We start from the raw sequence: 20,318 nt of genomic DNA, 5'->3' as shown, positions 1-20,318 counted from the left end.
ACCATGCAAGCGCACAACACCGCCAGCAGCACCGCACCGTCGCCGACGGCACCGCAGCAATACCTGACCTTTTTATTGGGCGGGGACATGTTCGGCCTGGGCATCCTCGGGATCAAGGAGATCATCGAATACCGCACGCCCACCGACGTACCGATGATGCCGCCGGCACTGCGCGGGGTGATCAATCTGCGCGGCGCAGTCGTGCCGGTGGTGGATCTGCAGCAGCGCTTCGGCCGCGACGCCAGCGCGATCACCAAACGCAGCTGCATCGTGATCGTGGAGATTGCGCAGGGCGATGCGCACCTGGTGCTCGGGTTGCTGGTGGATGCGGTCAGCGAAGTGCTGGAGATCGCACCGGCCGATATCGTCGAGCCGCCCAGTTTCGGTGCCGGCATCGCACGCGATTTCATCCAGGCCATGGGCAAGATCGGTGAGCGTTTCGTGATCCTGCTCGATGCCGATGCCGTGCTGGGCCGCGATGCGCTCGCCCAGCTCCCCGCCGCCCCGCTGGCGGCCTGACTTCCGCATGCAAGCAAGGATTCCCATGCGCCCCGCCCTTCTCTCCTGCAACTGCACGCTCACCGGCCCGGTGCTGGTGGTCGACGACAGCGTGGTGCAACGCGAACACGCCATGGCCTTGTGCCGCCAGCTCGGCGCCAGCACGGTCGATGGTGCCGTCGATGGCCACGCTGCGTTGGCCTGGCTAGTCCACGCCAACGCGCCCTCGCTGTTGTTGATCGACCTGGAAATGCCGGGCATGGACGGTGTGCAACTGCTCGATGCGCTGGCGCGTGGCCAGCACAACGTGCCGGTGGTGGTGGTGTCGCAACGCGGCGGTGCCCTGATCGATGCGGTGATGCAGCTCAGCCGCAGCGCCGGCGTGCGTGTGTTGGGCGGCATCGAAAAACCGATGAACCTGCAGGACCTGGCCACCGTGCTGGAATGCGAGCCCGAATCCAGCGCCAGTGTGCCGACCTTCGTGCAAGCGGCAGTTTCGCCGTTGATGTCCAGCGGCGGCGCTGCCGCCTCGCGTCTGGATCGCGCGATGCGGCGCGGCGAAATCCGCGTGGCGTATCAACCCAAACTCGATCTGAAAGACGGCCGCTTGCGCGGGGTGGAAGCACTGGCGCGCTGGCGCCGCCCGCAGGGCGACATGATCGGGCCGGACCGCTTCATTCCGCTGGCAGAGCGCGAAGGTTTGATTCACGCCCTGACCCAACAGGTGATCGACAAGGCGATTGCGCAACTGGTGGATTGGCGCAACGAAGGCTTCCAGTTGACCCTGGCATTGAACCTGTCGCCGCGGCTGCTCGGCGAAGAGGATTTTCTCGAACAACTGTGCGCCAAGCTGAGCGACAACGGCCTGCGTCCGGCGGACCTGGTGCTGGAACTCACCGAAAGCGCCATCGTGGAACCGGCCAATGCGTTGAGCATGCTCGCGCGTTTGCGCCTGCATGGCTTCGGGTTGTCCATCGACGATTACGGCACCGGCTTCTCGTCGCTGCAACGCCTGGCCAGCATCCCGTTCACCGAACTCAAGCTGGACCGCAGCTTCGTGCAGGCCGCGCATCGCAGCCGCAGCCAGCGCACCGTGCTCGAATCCACGCTGGAACTGGCCCATCGCCTGGACCTGACCGCCGTGGCAGAAGGCGTGGAAACCCCGGACGACTGGCGCCTGCTGCGCGAGCTGGGCTGCGACCTGGCGCAAGGCTATCTGATGGCCTCGCCGATGCCAGGGCCGATGCTGTCGGACTGGTGGCGCGAACATGCCGTGCGCATCGCCCGATTGAGCGACACCACGCTTCCCAGCGATGCGGATGTGGCCTGAGCCGATGAATACCGCCACCGCCATTACCGAACAAGAGTTCGGGCGCTTCCAGCGTTTTATCTTTGAAGCTGCCGGCATCAGCATTTCGTCGGGCAAAAAAGCCATGTTGTGCGGCCGCCTGGGCAAGCGTCTGCGCGAACATCAGTTCAGTAGCTACACGCAGTATCTGCAGTTGCTGGAAAGCCGCCAGGACCGCGAGGAGATCCAGACCGCGATCGACCTGCTGACCACCAACGAAACCTATTTCTTTCGCGAGCCCAAGCACTTCGACCTGCTACGCAAACTAGCCGGCGAGCACCGCGGCGGGCTGCCGTTCCGCTGCTGGAGCGCAGCCAGTTCCAGCGGCGAAGAGGCCTACAGCATGGCGATGGTGCTGGACGATACGCTGCAAGGCCGCCCGTTCGAGGTGGTCGGCACCGACATCAGCACGCGCGTGTTGGCCAAGGCGCGCACCGGGCATTACGCCTTGCAACGCATCGACGGCATTCCGCAGCCGTATCTCAAGCGCTACTGCCTGCGCGGCCAGGGCGAGTATGCCGGCACCCTCTTGGTAGAACGCCGCCTGCGCGACCGTGTGCAGTTCGTGCATGCCAACCTCAACACTGCACTGCCGGCATTGGGGAGCTTCGATGCGATCTTCCTGCGCAATGTCATGATCTATTTCAATGGGCAGACCAAGCGCGAAGTCATCTTGCGCGTACTTGCCACCCTCAAATCGGGCGGGCATTTCTGCATTGGGCATTCCGAAAGCCTGAGCGAACTGGACATCGATCTGGTCCAGGTGGCACCTTCGATTTTCCGCAAGGCATGAACCAAGGATCCACCGTGTCCACAGCGTTCAATCGCCCCGTCACCAATCCCAACACCATCAAGGCCATGGTGGTCGACGATTCGGCGGTGGTGCGCCAGGTCCTGGTAGGCGTGCTTAACGACGCCCCCGGCATCGAGGTGATCGCCACTGCCGCAGACCCCTTGCTGGCCATCGAAAAGATGCGCCAGCAGTGGCCGGATGTGATCGTGCTGGACGTGGAAATGCCACGCATGGACGGCATCACCTTCCTGCGCAAGATCATGAGCGAGCGCCCCACTCCGGTGGTGATCTGCTCCACGCTCACCGAAAAAGGCGCGCGCGTGACCATGGATGCGCTGGCCGCCGGCGCGGTGGCGGTGGTGACCAAACCGCGTCTGGGCTTGAAGCAATTCCTCACCGATTCGGCCGACGAGCTGGTCGCCACCGTGCGCAGCGCCGCACGCGCCAACGTCAAGCGCCTGGCCGCACGCGTCACTGCCGTGCCGCTGGAAGCGGAGGTCAAACACACCGCCGACGTGATCTTGCCAGCGCAAAGCGGGCGTGCGCTATCGCAAACCACCGAGCGCATCGTCGCCATCGGCACCTCCACCGGCGGCACCCAGGCGCTGGAAGAAGTGCTCACGGCCCTGCCGCGCGTGTGCCCGGGCATCGTGATCGTGCAGCACATGCCGGAGAAATTCACCGCCGCCTTCGCCGCACGCCTCAATGGTCTGTGCCAGATCGCAGTGAAAGAGGCCGCCAACAACGATCGCGTGATGCCGGGGCGCGCGTTGATCGCACCGGGCGGCAAACATCTGCTATTGCGCCGCAGTGGCGCGCAATATTTCGTCGAAGTACTGGAAGGCCCGCCAGTCAACCGGCACCGCCCGTCGGTGGATGTGTTGTTCCGCTCCGCCGCGCGTGCGGCCGGCAGCAATGCGCTCGGCATCATCATGACCGGCATGGGCGACGACGGCGCCGCCGGCTTGCTGGAAATGCGCCAGGCCGGCGCACGCACGGTGGCGCAGGACGAACACACCAGCATCGTGTTCGGCATGCCCAAGGAAGCGATCAAGCGCGGCGGTGCGGACCGCATCCTGCCGCTGGGCGCGATGGCGCGGGAGATCGTGACGCAGCTGCAGTAGGCGCGACCCCGCAAGCCCACCGGCACCGCCTGCAGCCCGTGGGCATCGACGTGGCAGACGAACCTGCGCAAGCGCCACCTAGCGGCGTACGGAGACTGCGGCAAACGCGGTATCCCGGTGTCCGCCACGCAGGCCCTGTCTTCCAGCCACAGGCCACACCGCCGCTGTATTGGCGTGCAAGGCAACCTAAAGATCCGCCGTCGCTGCCGCTAACTTGATTGAAGGCCCAGCATTGCGCGGGTCACCCGAGGCGGCGGTATCCCCGTCCCGGGACCGGAGGTGCAACATGACGACGCGCGATCTCAACGACGGTCCGTTTATCGATCCGGTCAGTGTGGACTCGGTCATTGTCGACCCCGTGATCGAAGCAGGCGCCAACATCCGCTGTGCTGGATTGGTAGCACCCGCTGCCTATGGCATCGAGGACGCGCACTGCGACCAGCCACATCTGCAACAAGTGCCGGCCATGCACTGCCCACAAGCAGAGCTTCGCCCCGACTGGGCACAGGCGCGTGCAGCCTTGCTCGCGCCGCCCGATGCGCATCGCGCCGTTGGTGATGCGCAGGCGAGCGTGGAATACAACACTCTCCGTCACCGCCTGCATTAAGAGCGGCAACACCACGTAGCGAGCCATCGTTAGCTGGGTGTGGAAAGCGCGCTCATGACCGGCATGTACGAGCGGTACATGCCGTAGCGAGCGCCGGGCGCGCCTGCCTGCCGGTGAGCGGAATCGTTTGTCAGCCGCAACACGTCACCGTAAGCGTTCGACATGCGCTACTCGCGCATGCGCCGGCAAGTCTTAAAGCTGCGAATCCAACGGCAGCCACCCAAGCACCTTCGCCGCACTCCGGCGCCAGACACTGGCCTCCGGCTCGCGTGTCCAGATGCGCGGCGGCTGCGCGGCATCGTCGTGCCAGCGCAGCGCGTCCTGTTCCAGGGTGACCCGGTAACTCACCGGCGCACTGACCTTGTGGTTGTACAGGCGCTCGAGCTCCGCGGTGACGGTGCGATCTTCGAACAGCAAGCCCATCTCGGTATTGAGATTCATCGAGCGCGGGTCGAGGTTGAACGAGCCGATGAAACCACTGGTGTCGTCCACTACAAACGCCTTGGTGTGCAGGCTGGCGCCGCTGGACCCGAACAGACTCCCGTCCGGCTTACCCATCGGCTTGAGCTCATGCAGGCGCACGCCCTGCTGCAGCAGCGGCACGCGGTAATCGGCATAACCGCTGTGCACGGCCACCACATCGTTTGCCGCCAGCGAATTGGTCAGGATGTTCACGCGCACCTGGTGCCGACGCAGATCGCCGATCCAGCGCATGCCCTCATCGCCCGGCACGAAGTATGGCGAGATCACCTTCAACTCGCGCTGCGCATGCGCCATTTCGCCGATCAACACCGGCGTCATCCAGTCCGCTTGCGGCTGGGCGCCATCGGCTTTTTCCGGCGGGTCGGACACGATGCGCGCATGGGCAAGCCAATGCACCGGGCGGTCGCCCTGCATCAAGGCCTGCACGCTGGGCGACCGGCGCAAGCGCTCCACATACGGATGCGCGCGTGCAGACGCCATACCGGCATCCAGGCTGCCACGCAGCGCTTCCAGTGCCTGCGGCGTTGCGGTCACCAGCGCGGCCAGCGGCAAGGCGTTCGGGCTGTTCCAGTACGCATCGAAGTTGCGTTCGGCCTGCTGCACCGTCGGCCCCATCACGGCCGCGTCCATGTCCATGAAATTGGTATCGCGCGCGGCATCGAAATATTCGTCGCCCACATTGCGCCCACCCACCACCGCAATGCGTCCATCGGCAATCCAGGCCTTGTTGTGCATGCGTCGGTTGATGCTGAACATGCGCAGCACCATCTCTACGCCGCGCATCAGCGTGCCTTCGCGCGCGCGGGTGGGATTGAACAGGCGGATCTCGATCATCGGGTGGCTGTCGAGCGCCGCCAATACCGAATCGCTGCCATGGATATTCATGTCGTCCAGCAGCAACCGCACGCGTACACCGCGGTCGGCCGCGCGCAGCAGCTCGTTGTGCAACAGATTGCCGGTGAAATCGGCATGCCAGATGTAGTACTGCAGGTCCAGGCTGCGCCCGGCCGCACGCGCGGTGAGCGCACGCACCGCAAATGCATCGATGTTGTCGGACAGGATCACCATTCCGGTCTGGTCGGCATGCGCGTGCTGCAACGGCGCAACCACCCGGTCGATCGGTGTCGCCACGGCGGTCGCCGGTAACGCGTGACTCACCGGGCCGCGTTGGCGATCGGCAAAACGGCCATAGCCGTACAACGACAGCGCGCTGCCCAGCACAAACACCAGCATGCCGATGCCGGTCCATTTAAAGACGTTACGCTTGGTCACTGCCGGGCCCGGAATTGCCAGCGCCGCAGTGTAGATGCTGCACAGCGAGCTGCGTGTGCAGAGGCTGACACGCAAGCGAGCTCAACAACCCTGCAAAACAAGCGGTTTTGCGTTGGAGGCCATCGCTGCGACTGCTGCCAGGCCACCTCTGCGCCGACGAGCAAGCACCGATTCCGCCGACATATTCTGTGGCCCACCTTGACGGTTGATGTCGGCACGGCAAACAAGCGACCGCTTGATCACTGCCGCGATCAGGAAACGATTGCGCACACACAGGCGGGCGCAATCGTTCAAACACCTGCGCTTACCAGATCGCCACGCGATCCTTGTCCGCACGCACCATCGCATCGCCGGGCTTGCACTTGAACGCCTGCGCAAACGCCGGCATGTTCGACGGCGCGCCATTGGCACGGAAATTCGCCGGCGCATGCGGGTCGGTGTTCAAGCGCACACGCAGTTCGCCATCGGTGAAGTTGCGACGCCACACCGTTGCCCAGTTCATGAAAAAGCGCTGATCCTGGGTATGGCCATCGACGTCCTTGTTGGCCTCCGGCTGCGCCTTCAGCGCCATCTGCAAGGCATCGTAGGCGACGGTCAGGCCGCCCAGGTCGCCGATATTTTCACCAAGCGTCAGCTTGCCTTTGACGTGCTCACCGGGGATCGCTTCATAGCCATCGAACTGCGCCACCAACTGATCGGTGCGCTGGGTAAACAGCTTGCGGTCCGCGTCGGTCCACCAGGTGTCGAAGTTGCCCTTGGCATCGAACTGGCTGCCCGAGTCGTCGTAGCCATGCATCATCTCGTGGCCGATCACCGCGCCGATGCCGCCGTAATTGAGCGCCGGGTCGGCCTTGGGATCGAAGAACGGCGGCTGCAGGATCGCCGCCGGGAACACGATCTCGTTGCGGGTGGCGTTGTAGTACGCGTTGACCGTCTGCGGGGTCATATGCCACTCGCGCTTGTCGACCGGCTTGCCGATCTTGTCCAGCATGTAGCGATAGTTGAATGCCTGCGCAGCCTGCATGTTGGCCAGGAATCCATCGCCGCGCGTCTCCAGGCCCGACCAATCGCGCCATTGATCCGGATAGCCGATCTTGGGCGTGAAGCTGGCCCATTTTTCCAGCGCGCGTTGCTTGGTGTCCGCGCTCATCCAGTCCAGCTTTTCCAGCCGTGCCTTCAAGGCGGCCGACAGGTTCTGCACCAGCTGCTGCATCTGCTCCTTGGATTCGGCGGGGAATGCGGACTGCACATACAGCTGGCCCAGCGCCTCGCCCATCGCTTCGTTGACCGCATTCAAGGTGCGCTTCCAGCGTGGCAGCATGTCCTGCTGGCCACGCAGCGTTTTCGAATAGAAATCGAAGTTGGCCTGCTCGAACGGCTTGGCCAGATACGGCGCCGCCTCGTCGATGCTGTGGAAACGCAGGTACGCCTTCCAGGTCTCCACCGGTGTGTCTGCAAACATCGCATCGAGCTCGGCGAAGTAGCCCGGCTGGCTCAGTGAGAAGGTGCCGGCTGGTACCTTGAGCGCCTTGAAGAACGCCTGCCAATCGAAGTGCGGCGTCACTGCGTTGGCACCGGCCACGTCGACCGGGTTGTAGCGCTTGGCCGGGTCGCGCAACTCGATGCGCGACAGCGAGGCGGCGGCCAGCCGGGTCTCGAATGCCATCACCGCCTTGGCCTGCGTGGCCGCCTGCGCGGCGGGAATGCCGGATAGCTCCAGCACGCGCGCGATGTAGGCCACGTACTGCTCGCGGATCTTGGCCTGCGCCGGATCGGTGTAATAGCCCTTCTCGGGCAGGCCCAGACCACCCTGTCCTGCATAGGCGATCATCTGTTCGGAATTCTTGTAGTCGGCATTGGCACCGAACGAGAACATGAAGCCCTGGCCCTGCGCGTAGCTGTCGCGCAGCCACGCCGCGATGGCAGGCGCATCGGTCAGCGCATCGATAGCCTTCAATTGCGGCTGCAACGGCGTGATGCCGGCCTTATCGATGGCGGCCTCGTCCGAGCCAGTCCGCCACAGGTCGGCGATCTTGGCATCCACCGAGCCAGCCGACAGATTGCCGCGCGCCAACTGCTCCACCAGCGCGTGCTGGATGGTCAACGAGCGCTCGGCGAGCACTTCGAAGCTGCCCCAGCTGCTGCGATCGGACGGCACCGGATTGGCCTTGAGCCACTTCGCGTTGACGAACCCGTTGAGGTCCTGGCACGCGTTGATGGCCGGATCCAGATCGTTGATGCCGAACGCGACGATCGGCGCGTCGAGTTTGGAGACATCCACACGCGCCGGCGCGGTCCGGTTGGCCTCCGGCGCTGCCTTGGCGGTGTCCTCGGAGGCACCACAGGCCGACAGCGTGACCGCAATGGCCACCGCAAGCGACAGCGGTGCGAACTTGCTCAACTTCATTCAATTCTCCAAGGCATGACCGCGCATGCGCGGTCGAAAAAAGTCGGCAGCCCGCCAGGATTCGCTGGCGAAAGGAGGCGCATCAAACAGCGCTCGCATCATCGTCAGTGACTCCGTAACCGGCCGCACCAGATCACTGCAGCGGCACCGCAACGCCCTAACGTCCGCTGCCGCGCTTTATCGAAAGTCATTGCAACCACACACTGCGTGCGCGTCCGTCACCGACGCCGCAACACGCTGCTTCAAGCATCAAGCACCATCGCATGCAGTCAACGCCGCGCGTAGAACGGCGCCATCAATAGGTACACCGGATACGCCAACAGCATGAGTACCAGCGCTACCTCATGCCCGGATGCCGCATCGGCCCACGCCTCCATCTGCGGCGATGGCCCGAACAACCCGAACGCCAGCAACACCACACCAATCACACAGATCAGCAGCGCCACCAACAAGGCGTTGCTGGAGACGCTACCAGCGGCCAACGTCCCGAATGCGGCGCTGGCGCCTGCCAGCAATATCCCCACCGTGACCAGATAGGCGCGGCAGTAGGTGGCGCTCATTTGCTGGTGCTTACGTCTGGCAGACATCCTGTCGTCCCTGCATACGTGATACGCCGGGCGCTGATCCACGCAGCACCCGGCGTACCGGATCGAATCACCGCAGCGCGCTAGCCGCGCTGTGGACACTCCACACCGCGCATGCGTGCGCGGCATTAGGAACAGGTCTACTTCGCCTTGCCCTGATTGGCCACCGCTTCGGCAGCGCGCTTGGCCGCCTCCGGGTCGCCCAGGTAACGGAAACTCTGCACCTGCAGCTCGTCGTCCAGCTCGAACAGCAACGGAATGCCGGTGGGGATGTTGAGCTCCAGGATCTGCTCGTTGGAGACAGCGTTGAGGTATTTGTACAGCGCGCGCAGCGAGTTGCCGTGCGCGGTCACCAGTACGGTCTGCCCGGCCTTCAACTGCGGCGCGATCGCGTCGTGCCAGTACGGCAACACGCGCACCAGCGTGGTCGCCAGCGACTCGGTACCCGGCAATGCATTGCGATCCAGCGTGGCATAGCGACGGTCGTGGCACGGGTGCCCCGGATCGTTGACGTCCATCGCCGGCGGCGGGATGTCATACGAGCGGCGCCAGATCTTGACCTGCTCTTCGCCGTGCTTGGCCGCGGTTTCGGCCTTGTCCAGCCCCTGCAGGCCGCCGTAATGGCGCTCGTTGAGGCGCCAGCTCTTGGACACCGGCAGCCAGTCCTGATCGAGCTCCTTCAACGCGCCCTGCAGCGTGTGGATGGCGCGCTTGAGCACCGAGGTGTGGGCGACATCGAACTGCAGCCCTTCGTCCTTCATCAGCTTGCCGGCCGTCGTGGCTTCCTGGCGGCCCTGCTCGGTGAGTTCCACATCCACCCAGCCGGTGAAACGGTTGTCCAGGTTCCATTGGCTCTGGCCATGGCGCAGCAGTACGAGTTTGCGGGTCACTACGGTTCTCCGATTGGGGGCCGATCAACCTGCGATTGTAGCGGCAGCCAGCGCATCGCTGGCGTGCACGACCCGCCCACGTGCGGCGCGCGATGCTGCGACCATGTCGAACATCGCTCCCGTATTCGCCGATTGGGACGGCAGCGCCGCACAGGCGCGACAGTTGCAGCAGCAACTGGCACACCGCGTGGTGTTGCAGGACGAGGTCGTCGCACCGCCGCAGCTGCTGGCCGGCTTCGATGTCGGCTTTGAAGACGATGGGCAGACCACGCGTGCCGCAGCCGTGCTGCTGGATGCGCAGACCTTGCTTCCGTTGGAAACGCATGTGGCGCGCGTGCCTACCTCGATGCCGTATGTGCCTGGCCTGCTCAGCTTCCGCGAATTGCCGGCATTGCTGCAGGCGCTGGCACTGCTGTCTCGCACGCCGGATCTGGTGTTCGTCGATGGCCAGGGCATCGCGCATCCGCGCAAGCTCGGCATTGCCGCGCACTTCGGCGTGGTGACCGGCTTGCCGAGCATCGGCGTGGCCAAGCAGCGGCTGGCCGGCAGCTTTGTCGACCCCGGCCCGGAGCGCGGCGCGCATAGCCGCATCCTGCTCGGCGGCCTGCAGATCGGCTGGGCATTGCGCAGCAAGCCGCGCTGCAATCCGTTGATCGTCTCGCCCGGGCATCGCGTCTCGATGCAAGGCGCGCTCGACTGGACCCTGCGCACGCTGCGCGGCTATCGCCTGCCCGAACCCACGCGCCTGGCCGATCGGCTGGCATCGCGGCGTGGCGAGATCGATCTGCCTGTACAGGCCAGCCTGCTGTAACACCGATCCAGCGCGCCAGCGCCGTGCAGTCGATCTCGCCACCGCTGCACTATCGCGGCGGCGCACGCAGAACATTCCGTCTTGATCGACGGCACTGCGAGGCTGCCGCGTGCATGCGAAGCTTTGGCTCCCATCGTCACGAGCCACCGCCATGACAACTCTGATCGCCCCACGCGTCCACGACATCGGCGGGCTGCAAGTGCGTCGCGCCGTGCCCACCTTGCAGGCGCGCAGCGTGGGCCCGTTCGTGTTCGTCGACCATATGGGCCCGGCGGTGCTGGAGCCGGACCATGGCATCGACGTGCGCCCGCATCCGCATATCGGCCTGGCCACCGTGACCTTCCTGTGGGCGGGCGAGATCGGCCACCGCGACACGCTCGGCTCGGATCAGGTGATCCGCCCCGGCGACGTCAACTGGATGACCGCCGGCCGCGGTATCGCCCACTCCGAACGCACGCCCGGCCCCGAGCGCGCGCGCGAACACGCGCTGCATGGCATGCAGACCTGGATCGCGCTGCCGCGCTCGGCCGAAGAAACCGCACCGGCCTTCCACCACCATGCCGCCGCCAGCCTGCCGCAGCAGCGCCGCGATGGCGTGTGGCTGCGGGTGATCGCTGGCCGCGCCTATGGCGAAGAATCGCCGGTGCAGGTGTTCAGCGGCACCCTCAATGTGGCGCTGGATCTGGCCCCGGATGCCGAAATCGACCTGGACACCGGGCACGCCGAACGCGCGTTGTACATCCTGGAAGGCGAGGCGCAACTGGATGGTGCCGACGTGCCGGCGCGCCACCTGATCGTGCCCTCGCCCGGCGCGCGTGGGCGCCTGCGCGCCAAGACCCCGCTCAAAGCCATGCTGCTCGGCGGTGAGCCGCTGGATGGCCCGCGTCATCTGTGGTGGAACTTCGTGTCCAGCTCCAAGGAGCGCATCGAACAGGCCAAGGACGACTGGCAGGCCGGGCGCTTCGGCAACATTCCCGGCGACGACAAGGAATTCATTCCGCTGCCCGAAACGCCGGCACCCAACCCGGTCAATTACCCCTGAAACCATGCGCGAATTTGGTGTGGCGAACACAACCGCACCAGGTCTCGCAACGGAGGTGCCCCGCTACACAAGCGATGCCAGCCAGGGATGCGACCCATCTTGAGAACGCCCACAAAACTGTGATAGTGATATCTCCGTAGTCGGAGCACGTCGCGTGGACGGCACGCTCGAGCGGGGAGCTTGAGACGGTGCAGCGGCACGAAAAGACGACGTCGCCCCGCATTGTCATCCATCGCCGGGGAACACTTGAATGAAGTCCGCATCCTGCCTGTTCGGCCTGTCATTGCTGTTGGCCGCCGCAACCGCCCACGCCCAAACCTCGCCGGTCTGCCCGCCCTTGCCGCCCGCGTCGGGACTGCAGTGGAACGAGCTGGCCGGTGCCGACTATTTGGTCTGCAAGGCGGTCACCGCCGACGGCCGCCAGGTGGTTGGCGTGATGCTCACCACCCGCGACCCGGCAATGACCCTGGCCCGCGACCGCCGTGCCGAAAAAGGCCAGCTCCAGCAGGAAGACTTCTACTGGTACAAGCTCGATCTGGGCGGCCGCGAGATTCCGGGCATGGAATCGCGCCGCGTCACCGTGGTGGAACTGGGCAAGAAGCGCTACGCACAACTCTGGATCGACGGTGCCAGCACCGAAGAACTCGCCTCGATGCAATCGCTGGTGCAGGCGATGGACCTGCAGCCGGCCAGTCTTGCGTTGCAGCGCTGAGGCAACGCGGGTCGCTGCGTGGCGTGATGCCGCGCGTGCATCGCGCAGTAGCTGCGCGGCAGTTTAGCGCCTGCCGTGCTGGTGGCCTGACTAATGGCCGCGAGTCACCGCATCCAGACGAGATGCGGTGACGCTCGACACACTCAGGCCGCGGGGTTGCCGGCAGCTTCCGCCGCCTGCAAGCGACTGGAAATACGCACCTCGCCAGTCAAGAGCCGATGGATCGGGCATTTATCGGCCACTTCCATCAAGCGCGCGCGTTGCGCGTCATCCAGTGCGCCTTCGAGCACGATCTCACGGCTGATGTCGGTGCCTGCTGCACCACGTTGGGTGTAATGCAGATGCACGTGCACCGCCGTCAACGGCCACTGTTTGCGTGCCGCCACCATCGACACCGTGATGGCGGTGCACGCGCCCAACGCCCCGAGCACTTGCGACTCCGGATCCGGCCCGGCATCGGTGCCGCCGTTTGCCGGCTGGGTATCGCCCACCCAGCGGTGCTGCCCGTCGTGAATGGTGACGGTGTACGGCACCGCTTCGGTACTGACATGGACGGGGCGGTCACTCATGACACTCTCCTGCGCTGTATGAGGTGGACACGGTTAGAACCGTCCTTCCTGAAAATCGACGAACGCCTGCATCAATTCCTGCTTGGTGTTCATCACGAACGGGCCATGCCGCATCACCGGTTCGTTGAGCGGGCGGCCGGCCACCAGAATCAGCTGCGCGCCCTGCCCACCAGCGCGCAGCGTCAACCGCTCGCCACCGCCCAGCACTGCCAGTTCCTGCGCAGGCAGCGTGCGCGAAGCATCGCCTTCGCCCACTGCAACGTCGCCTTCAAACGCATACGCAAACGCGTTGTGTCCGCCGGGCAGCAGGTAATCCCACGCCGTATCCGGTGCCAGGGCGATATCCAGATACACCGGGCTGGTCGCAGGTTGCACGATCGGGCCGATCACCTCGCCCACGGCGCCGGCAATCACCTTGACCGTCACGCCGGGCGCAGGCTGCGCCACCGGGATATGGTCGGGCGCGTATTCCTGGTACTTGGGCTCGGTCATCTTGTCGCGCGCAGGCAGGTTCACCCATAGCTGAAAGCCGCGCATGCGCCCGGATTCCTGCTCCGGCATTTCCGAATGGATCAGGCCGCGGCCGGCGGTCATCCACTGCACGCTGCCCGGTGTCAGCAGGCCTTCGTTGCCGTGGTTGTCCTTGTGGCGCATGCGCCCGTCGAGCATGTAGGTCACCGTCTCGAAGCCGCGATGCGGGTGGCTCGGAAAACCGCCGATGTAGTCCTCGGCCTTTTCGGTGCCGAACTCGTCGAGCATCAGAAACGGGTCCAGATCCGGCAGCTGCTGGGTACCGATGACACGGGTCAGCTTGACGCCGGCGCCGTCGGAGGTCGGCATGCCGCGGATGGTGCGCAGCACATGCGCCGCGGTCGTGGTGGTGGTGCTCATTGCGTTGTCCCTGTGCAGCGTGTCGGTGCGCCAATGATGGGTGCGCGTGCTGCAGCGCCCAACCACGACGGTTGCAACCGATCGTTCCAAACATCGGCCCCGTGCGGCGGGCGCTAGCGCACCGTGTGCCCGGACACTCTACGACCAAAGTTTTACCCCGCTACAGAACGCTGCCATTGACCGCAGCCGGGCACGGGGGGACCCTTGGGCGAATCGTTGCTGAAGGGGCATGCATGAAAGGGTTCTCGAAGCTGGCCTGGGGCGCGCTCGCGCTGCTGGCCGCGTTCTGTCTGGGTACCGTGGCGCTGCGGCGTGGCGAGCACATCAATGCGCTATGGATCGTGGTGGCGGCGGTGTCGATCTATCTGATCGCCTACCGGTTCTATAGCTTGTTCATCGCCGACAAGGTGATGCAGCTGGACATCACCCGCGCCACCCCGGCGGTGAGCAACAACGACGGCCTGGACTACGTGCCCACCAACAAGCATGTGCTGTTCGGCCACCACTTTGCCGCGATTGCCGGCGCCGGGCCACTGGTCGGCCCGGTGCTCGCCGCGCAGATGGGCTACCTGCCCGGCCTGCTGTGGCTGGTGGTCGGCGTGGTGTTTGCCGGCGCGGTGCAGGACTTTGTGGTGCTGTTTTTGTCCAGTCGCCGCAACGGCCGCTCGCTGGGCGATCTGGTGCGCGAAGAGATGGGCCAGGTGCCCGGCACCATCGCGCTGTTCGGCGCCTTCCTGATCATGATCATCATCCTGGCGGTGCTGGCGATGGTGGTGGTCAAGGCGCTGGCGGAAAGCCCGTGGGGCATGTTCACGGTGATCGCCACCATGCCGATCGCGCTGATGATGGGCGTGTACATGCGCTACATCCGCGTCGGCAAGATCGGCGAGATTTCGGTGGTCGGGCTGATCCTGTTGCTGGGCGCAATCTGGCTGGGCGGCAAGGTCGCCGCCGACCCGACCTGGGGGCCGGCCTTCACCTTCACCGCCAAGCAGATCACCTGGATGCTGATCGGCTACGGTTTCGTCGCCTCGGTGCTGCCGGTGTGGCTGCTACTGGCACCGCGCGATTACCTGTCCACCTTCCTCAAGATCGGCACGATCCTGGCGCTGGCCATCGGCATCCTGGTGGTCATGCCCGATCTCAAGATGCCGGCCCTGACACAGTTCGCCTCCACCGGCGACGGCCCGGTCTGGAAAGGCGGCATCTTCCCGTTCCTGTTCATCACCATCGCCTGCGGTGCGGTGTCCGGCTTTCATGCGTTGATCGCCTCCGGCACCACGCCCAAGCTGCTCGCCAACGAAGGCCACATGCGCTACATCGGCTACGGCGGCATGCTGATGGAATCGTTCGTGGCAGTGATGGCGCTGGTGGCGGCCTCAATCATCGAGCCCGGCATCTACTTCGCCATGAACAGCCCCGCCTCGCTGGTCGGTACCGACACCATTGCGGTTGCGGCCAAGGTCTCCGAATGGGGCTTTGCGATCACCCCGGAGGTGCTGGAAGCCACCGCCAGGGACATCGGCGAGCACAGCATCCTGGCCCGCGCCGGCGGTGCGCCCACCTTGGCGGTGGGCATCGCGCAGATCCTGCACCAGCTATTGCCGGGCGAAGACACCATGGCGTTCTGGTACCACTTCGCCATCCTGTTCGAAGCCTTGTTCATCCTGACCGCGGTGGATGCCGGCACGCGCGCGGGCCGCTTCATGCTGCAGGACCTGCTGGGCAACTTCATCCCGGCGCTGAAGAAAACCGAATCGTGGACCGCCAACATCATCGCCACCGCTGGCTGCGTGGCGCTGTGGGGCTATCTGCTCTACACCGGCGTGATCGATCCGTTCGGCGGCATCCAGACGCTGTGGCCGTTGTTCGGCATCTCCAACCAGATGCTGGCGGGTATCGCGTTGATGCTCGGCACCGTGGTGCTGTTCAAGATGAAGCGCGACCGCTATGCGTGGGTCACCATCGTGCCGGCGCTGTGGTTGTTGCTGTGCACGACCTACGCCGGGCTGATCAAGATCTTCGACAGCAACCCGGCGCAGGGTTTCCTGGCACAGGCGCACAAGTACCAGGCCGCCATCGCCAGCAACACCATCACCGCACCGGCCAAGACCGTGCCGCAGATGCAGCAGATCGTCACCAATGCCTACGTCAACACCGGGCTGACCGTGCTGTTTCTGTTCGTGGTCGGCTCGATCCTGATCTATGCGGTCAAGACGATCGTGATTGCGCGCCGCAACCCGCAGCGCAGCGACCGCGAAACCCCGTACGTGGCCTTGCAGCCACATCAGATGGCGGATCTGTAATGGGCACCCAACTCGTTCTTGCCAGCCAATATCAGGTGCATCGCCGCATCTGGCGGCGGCTCATCCAAACCGCGCGCCTGTGCTGCGGCATTCCCGACTACGACAACTACGTGCGGCACATGCTGGAAAAACACCCCGACAAACCGGTGATGGATTACCCCGCGTTCTTCCGCGAGCGGCAGGACGCACGCTACGGCGGCAAGAGCGGGTTTCGCTGCTGCTGATCGGTTGATCGACCGATGCAAATGCAACAGGGCGCGATGCGAATCGCGCCCTGTTGCGTTCGGGGCTTGCGCGTTACTGCAGGCCTTCTTCCGCCAAACATCGTGAAACTGCCGAGGGCGGAGCGGCTGATCTGCGACGTCGCTACAGGGCGACTCTCGCCCACTGTCGGGGCACGCCTCAAGACAGGACGGCTGATCTGCGATATCACAAAAAGGCGACTGCTCGACTGCTCTTGCAGGACAGTCCATAAAGCAGAACGCTTGATCTGCAGTATCGCTCCAGGCCCCTTGCCCGCTCACCGTCGCGGGACACGCTGCAAGTACGTCCTTGTAAGCTCTTACGCGGCATCCATGCCGCGTAAGGTCCCGCGACGGTGAGCGGGCAAGGACCAGTCGAGATGGTCGATGTGCAAGATGCAAGCAATGCATGAGGTGCTTCTAATTCGCTAACTCTCAATGGAGTTGCGACCCGCAGCAGCAAGCCAATGCAACCAGCGAGATGGCCCGCTTTTCACCTAGCGACCGACCAACGTTCTGGTGCGGTGTCCTCACCGATTGCGGGACCGTGTGGCGGCATGGATGCCGCCACCGAGCCCCCAGGGACGGGTTGACGACGTGTCCCGCAAGCGGTGAGGGCATCGCACGCTCGACCAACTAGGCTTTCGATCCAAGCATTTGACCGCAGCCAAACGATGCTGCGACTCGACATCCTCAACCAGCGCGCTCTTGCGCGAGCCGCGCGAACAACGCGGGCAAATCGCGCATATTGTCGAACACCTCCAGCACGCCGATCCGTCGCAAGGTGTCGCCGTGCCCCTGCGGAATATGGCTGGCACCGGTAAAGCCCAGCACCTGCATGCCTGCCGCCAGCGCAGCGGTCGCGCCGGTGGGGCTGTCTTCGATCACCAGGCACCGCTCCGGCGCCACACCGGCCGTGCGGGCGGCCAGCAGATACACATCCGGTGCCGGCTTGGGTCGCTCCACCATGTCGGCACTGAAGACTCGCCCTGCCGCACGCGCCGTGAGCCCGGCCCGCTCCACCGATGCGATCACGTTGTGGCGGCGGCTGTTGGAGGCCACTGCCAGCGGCAGCGAAATCTGCTCCAGCGCCTCGCGCACGCCGGGAATCGGTTGCACCTCGGCGCTGATCAAGGCCTCGCTGTGTGCCTGAATCTGCGCCAGCAAGGTCTCGGGCAACTGCAGCGCAAAGTGCTCTTCCACCCGCCGCAACACCTCGCGTGTGGTCTGCCCGAAGGTGGTTTCCAGTAGATGTTCCAACGGTTCGGCCGGCACGAACGCCGCCAGCGCCTCGCGCATCACCCGGTCGGCCAGTATCTCGCTGTCGACAAGAACCCCATCGCAGTCACTGATCAGTAGCTCGTACGCCATTGCACCCATCTGCTCGCAAAGCGCCATTATGCCGGCCGTGTCGTGACCGTCGGCTGTGGCGCACTGCACCTGCAGGTGACGAATACGCCCGTACGTTTACATCAAACCGGCCGTCATCAAGCAGACCCGACCGCCCAACCATCCTCCGCGCCATGTCACGAAATCTTACCGCTTGCGATTTTTACAGCTGGTAGGATCGGCCCCGCTGCGGCCGGACTTGCCGCAGCGCCACCAGGAATGCGATCAGGAGAAGGAGATTTCGATGCAGACGCGATTCCCCACCCTGCTCGTTCTTGCGACCTCGTTTTTCGCGGTCTCATGCACCGCCTCGCCGGGTGCCAAGGAGCAAACCACCATGTCAGCTACGCTGCAGGACCACACCGTCGCTTTCCGCGACCCCGGTCTGACCGACATCGCCAACGCCATCGCGCACGGCGACGTTGCGCGGATCAAAACACTCGCCCCCACCGTCGATCTGGCCGCACATGGCGATCAGAACGTGACCTTGCTGGAATGGGCGATCTGGAACGAACAACCACGCGCATTGGACGCCCTGCTCGACGCAGGCGCGGACCCATCGGTGCCGGGCATGGACCAGGAAACGGTCGTGCACATGGCCGCCATGGCGCAGGACCCGGAGTATCTGAAGATTCTGCTGCAGCACAAGGCGCCGATCGATGTGGTCAGCGCGCGTGCCGGCTGGACTCCATTGTTTCGCGCCGTACAGAGCAAGCGCGATGCGCAGATCGGCCTGTTGCTCGATGCAGGCGCCGACGTGAAGCGTGTCGACCACACCGGTAACAGCCTGCTGCATCTGGCCGCACAGAGCGGCGCCGCTAGTCCTGCAGTGCTGCAATTGCTCAAGGCCGGTGTAGACCCCACGGTGCGCAATGCACAGCAGAAAACCTTCCAGGCGTATTTCTTCACCACGCCGGATCGGCTGCTCAATGCCACCGGACAACAGGTCAGATCGGATGTGCGCGCGTGGTTGAGCGCCCACAACATTCCCGTGGAAAGCAGCCGCTAAGCGCGCTTTCCATACGACGCACGCAAGGAGCCGCGCATGCCCCCGTCAGAATCCACTTCATCCACTGCTGCATCCACTCCGTTCGCAGAGTCGATGCGCGGACAACAACCGCAACCACAGGACCGGCAGTTTCCAGAGCTGCTGCAAGATCTCTACGCCACTGCCAATCAACGCCGCGAAGGTGGCGCTGAAACCTTCGCGCCGCTGGCCAACGGCTGGTCGCGCATGGACGACAGCGCGCTGCAGCAGGCCGGTATCGATCCGGCACTATTGCACGACGCCAAAAGCGGCTTCGATGCCGCGTTTTATCGCAACGATCAAGGCCAGGTGGTGCTCGGTTTTTGCGGCACCGACGAAGGCAAGGACTGGAAGCACAACATCGGCCAGGGCTTGGGCTTCGACGATGCGCAATATGCATCGGCCATCCAGCTCGGCAGCCAGGCCAAGCAGGCGTTCGGCGACCAGGTGGTGATCTCCGGTCACTCGTTGGGCGGTGGTCTGGCGTCGGCGTCGGCAATGATCAACGACATTCCCGCAGTGACGTACAACGCCGCCGGCGTCAACGACCGTACCCTCGAACGCCAGGGCCTGGATGCGTCGGCAGCCAAGCAGTACGCCAGCGAGGAGCTGATTCGCGGCTACCACGTCAAGAACGAGATCCTCACCCACTTGCAGGAAGACAGCATTCCGCTGAAGTGGACCATGCCCAATGCGGCAGGTCATCAGATCGAATTGCCGGAGCCGGATCCGCTGTCGTTCGGGCAACGCCTGGTGCCCGGCATGATGCTGAAGCATCGTCTGGACCTGCACGGAATGGACTCGGTGATCAAGGCACAGGACATGCAATCGCCCGATCAGGCACGCGGCGCGGCGCTGCAGCCGGGCAGCCAGTTGTTCAACGACGCTGTGGTGCAACTGGACGGCCAACGCGAGCGGCTGGGGTTGCACGATGACACCGCGTTTATCAACACCGCCGCCAGCGTGGCCGTGCGTGCAGGCAACGACGGCCTGCAGCGGATCGATTACTTGGTCCCTAACCGCGATGGCGACAGCCTGATTGCGGTGCAAGGCCGCATGGACGACCCAGCGCATCTGCGCAGCCATGTGCAGACCGCGTCCGCTGCCAATGAGCCAGCGCAAGGCAATGTCAGTCAGCTGCAGCAGCAGAACCAGCAGCACACCCATCAGCCTGCCCAGCAGCAGGAAGAGCAGCGCCGCGCGATCCAGCAATAACGCACGCGGCAAACCGTGCCGCACGCCGTCTTCGTCAGGCAGACGCGTGCGGTGCGGGAGGGTCGCGCAAGTGACAATCTCGTTGTTGCAGTAAACCGACCGGAGAGG

At 64.6% G+C, this 20,318-nt stretch carries 19 protein-coding genes and 1 other RNA gene; 12 read left to right on the top strand and 8 right to left on the bottom strand.

The genetic code is table 11. From position 1 onward, the window contains the following. Nucleotides 1–3: 3 nt before the first annotated feature. The 5 genes from ASF90_RS11350 (at nt 4) to ASF90_RS11330 (ending at nt 4,370) form a co-directional block, all read left to right on the top strand. Complete coding sequence (locus ASF90_RS11350; protein WP_055850401.1) at nt 4–519, top strand: chemotaxis protein CheW; 516 nt, start codon at nt 4–6, stop codon at nt 517–519. A 25-nt stretch (nt 520–544) separates the two neighbouring features. Further along, on the top strand, nt 545–1,828 hold the full coding sequence (locus ASF90_RS11345; RefSeq protein WP_055849793.1) for an EAL domain-containing response regulator: 1,284 nt from the start codon (nt 545–547) through the stop codon (nt 1,826–1,828). A gap of 4 nt (nt 1,829–1,832) precedes the next feature. Next, on the top strand, nt 1,833–2,639 hold the full coding sequence (locus tag ASF90_RS11340) for a protein-glutamate O-methyltransferase CheR (protein WP_055849791.1): 807 nt from the start codon (nt 1,833–1,835) through the stop codon (nt 2,637–2,639). Then, nucleotides 2,636–3,763, top strand: coding sequence for a chemotaxis response regulator protein-glutamate methylesterase (locus tag ASF90_RS11335; protein WP_055849789.1), 1,128 nt, complete (start codon nt 2,636–2,638; stop codon nt 3,761–3,763). Before ASF90_RS11340 ends, ASF90_RS11335 begins: the two co-directional genes overlap by 4 nt. Nucleotides 3,764–4,049: 286 nt before the next feature. Further along, nucleotides 4,050–4,370 carry a hypothetical protein gene (locus ASF90_RS11330; RefSeq protein ID WP_055849788.1) on the top strand — a complete coding sequence of 107 codons (321 nt, stop codon included), beginning with the start codon at nt 4,050–4,052 and terminating at the stop codon, nt 4,368–4,370. 4 nt (nt 4,371–4,374) lie between these two features. Here the strand turns inward: ASF90_RS11330 and ASF90_RS22140 are convergent. The 5 genes from ASF90_RS22140 to gpmA all read right to left on the bottom strand — a co-directional run bounded on the left by ASF90_RS22140 (nt 4,375) and on the right by gpmA (nt 10,006). Next, nucleotides 4,375–4,450, bottom strand: a non-coding RNA gene (locus tag ASF90_RS22140) — sX9 sRNA. 112 nt (nt 4,451–4,562) lie between these two features. Beyond that, entirely contained in the window at nt 4,563–6,125 is a 1,563-nt protein-coding gene (locus ASF90_RS11325; protein ID WP_055850399.1) for a phospholipase D family protein, read from the bottom strand. A gap of 304 nt (nt 6,126–6,429) precedes the next feature. Next, nucleotides 6,430–8,532, bottom strand: a complete 2,103-nt coding sequence (locus ASF90_RS11320) for a M13-type metalloendopeptidase (RefSeq protein WP_055849786.1) — start codon at nt 8,530–8,532, stop codon at nt 6,430–6,432. Between the two features lie 269 nt (nt 8,533–8,801). Continuing rightward, nucleotides 8,802–9,119 (bottom strand): hypothetical protein, encoded by a 318-nt coding sequence (locus tag ASF90_RS11315; RefSeq protein ID WP_055849784.1) that lies wholly within the window; start codon nt 9,117–9,119, stop codon nt 8,802–8,804. A 137-nt stretch (nt 9,120–9,256) separates the two neighbouring features. Continuing rightward, the gene (gpmA, locus tag ASF90_RS11310; RefSeq protein WP_055849782.1) at nt 9,257–10,006 is read right to left on the bottom strand and encodes a 2,3-diphosphoglycerate-dependent phosphoglycerate mutase; all 750 of its coding nucleotides are present in this window, start codon (nt 10,004–10,006) and stop codon (nt 9,257–9,259) included. A 103-nt stretch (nt 10,007–10,109) separates the two neighbouring features. Here gpmA and nfi point away from each other — a divergent pair, with 103 nt between their 5' ends. The 3 genes from nfi to ASF90_RS11295 all read left to right on the top strand — a co-directional run bounded on the left by nfi (nt 10,110) and on the right by ASF90_RS11295 (nt 12,571). Then, nucleotides 10,110–10,817 (top strand): deoxyribonuclease V, encoded by a 708-nt coding sequence (gene nfi, locus ASF90_RS11305; protein WP_055850398.1) that lies wholly within the window; start codon nt 10,110–10,112, stop codon nt 10,815–10,817. Nucleotides 10,818–10,968: 151 nt separating this feature from the next. Further along, nucleotides 10,969–11,859, top strand: coding sequence for a pirin family protein (locus ASF90_RS11300; protein WP_055849781.1), 891 nt, complete (start codon nt 10,969–10,971; stop codon nt 11,857–11,859). Nucleotides 11,860–12,109: 250 nt separating this feature from the next. Continuing rightward, entirely contained in the window at nt 12,110–12,571 is a 462-nt protein-coding gene (locus ASF90_RS11295) for a hypothetical protein (RefSeq protein ID WP_055849779.1), read from the top strand. A 143-nt stretch (nt 12,572–12,714) separates the two neighbouring features. On the opposite strand, the gene ASF90_RS11290 is transcribed toward ASF90_RS11295, so the two are convergent. Together ASF90_RS11290 and ASF90_RS11285 are read right to left on the bottom strand one after the other, a co-directional pair. Continuing rightward, nucleotides 12,715–13,140 carry an OsmC family protein gene (locus ASF90_RS11290; RefSeq protein ID WP_055849778.1) on the bottom strand — a complete coding sequence of 142 codons (426 nt, stop codon included), beginning with the start codon at nt 13,138–13,140 and terminating at the stop codon, nt 12,715–12,717. Between the two features lie 33 nt (nt 13,141–13,173). Further along, nucleotides 13,174–14,031, bottom strand: coding sequence for a pirin family protein (locus tag ASF90_RS11285; protein ID WP_055849776.1), 858 nt, complete (start codon nt 14,029–14,031; stop codon nt 13,174–13,176). A 233-nt stretch (nt 14,032–14,264) separates the two neighbouring features. Here ASF90_RS11285 and ASF90_RS11280 point away from each other — a divergent pair, with 233 nt between their 5' ends. Together ASF90_RS11280 and ASF90_RS11275 are read left to right on the top strand one after the other, a co-directional pair. Next, nucleotides 14,265–16,337 carry a carbon starvation CstA family protein gene (locus ASF90_RS11280; protein ID WP_055849774.1) on the top strand — a complete coding sequence of 691 codons (2,073 nt, stop codon included), beginning with the start codon at nt 14,265–14,267 and terminating at the stop codon, nt 16,335–16,337. Continuing rightward, nucleotides 16,337–16,561: a CstA-like transporter-associated (seleno)protein gene (locus tag ASF90_RS11275; protein ID WP_005926176.1), complete on the top strand. Its 225-nt coding sequence runs from the start codon at nt 16,337–16,339 to the stop codon at nt 16,559–16,561. Before ASF90_RS11280 ends, ASF90_RS11275 begins: the two co-directional genes overlap by 1 nt. A gap of 711 nt (nt 16,562–17,272) precedes the next feature. Here the strand turns inward: ASF90_RS11275 and ASF90_RS11270 are convergent. After that, nucleotides 17,273–17,977: an HAD family hydrolase gene (locus tag ASF90_RS11270; RefSeq protein ID WP_055849772.1), complete on the bottom strand. Its 705-nt coding sequence runs from the start codon at nt 17,975–17,977 to the stop codon at nt 17,273–17,275. 190 nt (nt 17,978–18,167) lie between these two features. Between ASF90_RS11270 and ASF90_RS11265 the strand changes: the two genes are divergently transcribed. Then, a complete protein-coding gene (locus ASF90_RS11265) occupies nt 18,168–18,977 on the top strand; it encodes an ankyrin repeat domain-containing protein (RefSeq protein WP_082473493.1) in 810 nt (269 codons plus the stop codon). Nucleotides 18,978–19,013: 36 nt separating this feature from the next. Further along, the gene (locus ASF90_RS11260; protein ID WP_055849769.1) at nt 19,014–20,210 is read left to right on the top strand and encodes an XVIPCD domain-containing protein; all 1,197 of its coding nucleotides are present in this window, start codon (nt 19,014–19,016) and stop codon (nt 20,208–20,210) included. Nucleotides 20,211–20,318 lie beyond the last annotated feature (108 nt).

Source organism: Xanthomonas sp. Leaf148, from assembly GCF_001423585.1.
Lineage (GTDB): Bacteria > Pseudomonadota > Gammaproteobacteria > Xanthomonadales > Xanthomonadaceae > Xanthomonas.
Note: the sequence above shows the minus strand (reverse complement) of the source record. Positions and strands in the feature narration are given on the sequence as shown.

Coding starts and splice junctions, on each gene's coding strand:
- ASF90_RS11350 (WP_055850401.1), top strand. CDS start 4: ATGCAAGCGCACAACACCGCCAGCAGCACCGCACCGTCGCCGACGGCA.
- ASF90_RS11345 (WP_055849793.1), top strand. CDS start 545: ATGCGCCCCGCCCTTCTCTCCTGCAACTGCACGCTCACCGGCCCGGTG.
- ASF90_RS11340 (WP_055849791.1), top strand. CDS start 1,833: ATGAATACCGCCACCGCCATTACCGAACAAGAGTTCGGGCGCTTCCAG.
- ASF90_RS11335 (WP_055849789.1), top strand. CDS start 2,636: ATGAACCAAGGATCCACCGTGTCCACAGCGTTCAATCGCCCCGTCACC.
- ASF90_RS11330 (WP_055849788.1), top strand. CDS start 4,050: ATGACGACGCGCGATCTCAACGACGGTCCGTTTATCGATCCGGTCAGT.
- ASF90_RS11320 (WP_055849786.1), bottom strand. CDS start 8,532: ATGAAGTTGAGCAAGTTCGCACCGCTGTCGCTTGCGGTGGCCATTGCG.
- ASF90_RS11315 (WP_055849784.1), bottom strand. CDS start 9,119: ATGTCTGCCAGACGTAAGCACCAGCAAATGAGCGCCACCTACTGCCGC.
- nfi (WP_055850398.1), top strand. CDS start 10,110: ATGTCGAACATCGCTCCCGTATTCGCCGATTGGGACGGCAGCGCCGCA.
- ASF90_RS11300 (WP_055849781.1), top strand. CDS start 10,969: ATGACAACTCTGATCGCCCCACGCGTCCACGACATCGGCGGGCTGCAA.
- ASF90_RS11295 (WP_055849779.1), top strand. CDS start 12,110: ATGAAGTCCGCATCCTGCCTGTTCGGCCTGTCATTGCTGTTGGCCGCC.
- ASF90_RS11290 (WP_055849778.1), bottom strand. CDS start 13,140: ATGAGTGACCGCCCCGTCCATGTCAGTACCGAAGCGGTGCCGTACACC.
- ASF90_RS11285 (WP_055849776.1), bottom strand. CDS start 14,031: ATGAGCACCACCACCACGACCGCGGCGCATGTGCTGCGCACCATCCGC.
- ASF90_RS11280 (WP_055849774.1), top strand. CDS start 14,265: ATGAAAGGGTTCTCGAAGCTGGCCTGGGGCGCGCTCGCGCTGCTGGCC.
- ASF90_RS11275 (WP_005926176.1), top strand. CDS start 16,337: ATGGGCACCCAACTCGTTCTTGCCAGCCAATATCAGGTGCATCGCCGC.
- ASF90_RS11270 (WP_055849772.1), bottom strand. CDS start 17,977: ATGGCGCTTTGCGAGCAGATGGGTGCAATGGCGTACGAGCTACTGATC.
- ASF90_RS11260 (WP_055849769.1), top strand. CDS start 19,014: ATGCCCCCGTCAGAATCCACTTCATCCACTGCTGCATCCACTCCGTTC.